This is a genomic window from Bacteroidales bacterium (assembly GCA_018334875.1).
GTDB lineage: Bacteria > Bacteroidota > Bacteroidia > Bacteroidales > UBA12077 > JAGXLC01.
Genome location: JAGXLC010000428.1, coordinates 1 through 3486, shown reverse-complemented (window position 1 = coordinate 3486; position 3486 = coordinate 1). Strand labels below are relative to the sequence as shown.

Annotated in this window: 2 protein-coding genes; both read right to left on the bottom strand. The window is 47.7% G+C overall.

From position 1 onward, the window contains the following. Positions 1-1118 precede the first annotated feature (1118 nt). Positions 1119-2630 carry a sulfatase gene (locus KGY70_19295; GenBank protein MBS3777348.1) on the bottom strand — a complete coding sequence of 504 codons (1512 nt, stop codon included), beginning with the start codon at positions 2628-2630 and terminating at the stop codon, positions 1119-1121. 182 nt (positions 2631-2812) lie between these two features. After that, positions 2813-3486 (bottom strand): sugar phosphate isomerase/epimerase (locus KGY70_19290; GenBank protein ID MBS3777347.1); only part of this gene is annotated, 674 nt, incomplete at its 5' end.

Sequence of the window (3486 nt, the reverse complement as noted above, 5' to 3'; positions counted from 1 at the left end):
GTTTCAATAATAAATCCAAGGCTGGGAGACAAAACCAGTGCCGGGAACTCTGATATTAATAAAATGGATGATTTGATTTTACCGGCTTATAGGGTTACTGAAAGTGAAGATGCCTGGAGTATAAAGAGGGTGAATGAGAAAAAAAGGTAAAATTAGTGATACATCGTTAGCCCATCTTGCATTTAAATGTACAAATTTACTCAAAATTTAGCCGGAGTTCACACCGGAAAGTTCCAGGAATGGTTCCTGAAAGTTTCCGGAGAACCGGAAAGGCCCGGGAATGATTCTCCAGGGTTTAATTCAATGTCAAACACCTATTTTCTTGCCAGATTGATCCGAGACGTAAAGACAGCAAAGAGCACAGAGCCCAGGGCTCAGGGCTCAGGGAAGATAGGCCCTGCCTCTCGGGTCTCCAGTCTAGTCCAGTGTCGCCAACAGCCTCGGATCCGGTGAATATTTTGATTTTTCAATGAATACAACTGAATGACCATTCCCCTTCCTCACCCTTCACTTCCCTTGAAGGGCCATTTGCACAAGATTCCAGTTTGGCAGATTAATTTTCGAGAGGCAAGCCTTGCTTCTCTACTGAGGTGCTTGCGGCTCTATCACTACCAACTGCCTTGTTTCCTCTTTGCTTCTTTTATCTTGAAAATCACCTCTGGCAAGACCTTTATGTTGCGCTCCATGAAAGGATTATGTCTCGTTCAGAGCCATCAGATGGAGCGCTATGGGATCTGGGACCCTATAACCCGGGGTTTACACCCCGGGCTACCACTATGCCGCTCCTAACGGAGCTTGGGACTGCAGAGATGCTGGGGGCATTATGTTTGAATTTTAGACCGGGCAGTGTTGGATATTTTTCCAGTCTTCCCGTCATCTCTTTTTTCCGTCTTGTCGGTATATTATCACATCGGTCTATTTCCTGTCCACCATTGAGACATACCACGGTCTGTTTCTGCACAATTCCCGTCTTCTAAATCCATCGCTCTTTTATTCCGTCGTGCTTTCGTGCCATCGTTCCTTCGTGCTGTCGTACAAAAGGCTTCTAGACGCGGGCCTTGCGTCTCTACTAATGAACCGGTATCTCCCAAACTCACTACTCTCAACTCATTACTAATTTATTCATATTCCATCGGCACCTCCGCATCTTCAGGGATCTTATCTCCCTGCCAGTAAGGCTGTCCATCAATCATCTCAATCAGCCGTACTTTATTGCCCGGTGCAGGCTCGGCGCTTTCGGGTATGTGTTCGGCCAGATTCTCCATTATCGGAGCGTATCCTTCTTTCACGGCCAGGTTGTCCCATTCATAAGGGTCATTCTCCCGGTTATAGAGTTCCCGCGAACCATCAGCATATTGTATAAAACGCCATTGTTCGGTTATGATAACATGGTTCCCGGGACCGTGTGTGCATATGGCAGGCCGGGAGCGTTCATGTCGGGTATCTTCCAACAATGGCTTCAGAGAATGACCGTCCAATCCTTGTTTTTGCGGCAGACCAGCCAGATCTGTCAGGGTCGGATACAAGTCGAGCAGTTCCACCGGCTGATCGCTTTGTTTTCCTTTTTCCGGGATGCCGGGGCCGGCGAAAATAAAAGGAACGCGTGTAGATTCATGCCATAGCGTGTTTTTTCCGCTAATATCTTTGCTTCCCAAATGATAGCCATGGTCTGAAAGAAGCACCACAATGGTATTTTCTTTTAGTCCCTCTTTTTCCAGGGTATTAAGCAACCGACCCACCAGCATGTCGGCAAAGCTTACGCTTGCCAGGTAGGCACGGACCTTGGGTTTCCATTCATTGTGCATTTTCAGCCATGCCAGTCTCGGTTCCGGTAAATTCCAGTGCAGGTACCAGGCAAACCGGGGAATATCCTCCCGGTCGTTACCCTTGATCTCAGGCAGAAGCTCCTCTCCTTCAGGATAAAGGTCAAACCATTTCTGGGTTGCGTATAAAGGAACATGGGGATGGCGAAAGCCTACCGAAAGGAAAAAAGGTTGGTCATCCGGCGGATTTTTAAGTTGTTTGATGGCCCAGTCGGCGACTTTCCAGTCGTCTTGCTGCGAATCTTTTTCAGGGTAGACACCCCAATCTACCAACGGGTGCCCGGTTTCTTTTACAAAGGGTTCCTCAGGGCGTGGATAAAAGCCGCCATGAAAGCCCCATTTGGTAAATTCGGTTCCATCCTTGCGGCCCTCCTCGGGTGGATAGGCATCGTGATAAACTTTCCCCGTAGTTAAGGTTTGATAACCGTTTTGCTCGAAATACTGGGGCAGGGTAATCAGGTCTTCATATTCATCCAGCGACCTGAACCACGGGCCGAGGCCATAAACTCCCGTGGTTGATGGTCGCAATCCTGTGAGAAAGCTGGTTCTGGACGGATTACTGATCGGAGCCTGGCAATGGGCATTGGTAAAAGCCACGCCCTGACCAGCCAAGCGGTCCATGTTGGGTGTCTGTACTTTTGGGTGACCATCCAGATGATTCACCCAGTCATTCAGATCGTCGATGCTGATCAGCAATACATTGGGCTTATCCTTTTGGGCTTTTGAGAATGATGTGGTCAGAAACAGAAAAAGGCCGCAAAGAATAGCGGGCCAGTGAAGTGATGGTGAAAATTTGTCTTTTGTCATGATGATTTGAAATTTATTTGTACACTTTCCTTTCAAAAAATAGGGGCCGGAGGAGAACGAATCTTTATCCCCCGGCCGGGTTCTTAAAATTTTCATATCCTTACCCGGAATGTTGTTTCTTCCGGGTAATGGGCATAAATTGTTTCGCGATATAAGATAGTTTAATCATAAAACAGTCCTTACTATGTTGCTTCAGCAACAAGGTTTTTCATTTTTTTCAGTGCCGTTTTGGCTACTTTGCCGGCGTCCTGCTTATAGTACTCCGGGTTAAAGAGTTCTACTGACAGTATCTTGGTGCCGCCCATGTTATTTAATGCGCCGAGGATATCGTTCATTGGTGCGGCTCCGTCACCCGGATATACCCGGTCGCTGTCTTCCTGTTCTTCCCGGGGTATATCGTCCACAAAATCGTTCATGTGGAAAAATTCAATGAAATTTCCGCCCAGCATCTTTAGGCCTTCATAGCCTGAGCCTCCGCGGAATAAATGATACACATCAGGGAGAATGTGCACATCGGGATGATTGGCTATGGCAGCTATCATTAAAGCCTGGCCAAGATGATAGAGGACATTGGAGACTCCCCAGAATTCCAGATGAGGTGCTACCCCGGTTTGATGACCCAGTTCAATCAGTTCCCTGTAGCGTTCTCCTGCCTCAAAAAAATCCAGCTCATCGACTTCCATTTTTGCCAGGTTCTCCGATTGACTGGCCGGAGGCGCTGCGATGCGCTTGCAGCCAATTTGTCCCATCATTTCCATATCTTTTTCCATCTGGGAAAAGCCTGCTTTTTTCCCTTCTTTTCCCGGAGCCAGCCATGGAGCAAACCCGATGGCATTTTCCACAGTCAGACCGTTGT

What these genes read in the sequence shown, in the direction of transcription:
- KGY70_19295 (MBS3777348.1), bottom strand. Translation starts at nt 2,630, where the DNA reads ATGACAAAAGACAAATTTTCACCATCACTTCACTGGCCCGCTATTCTT.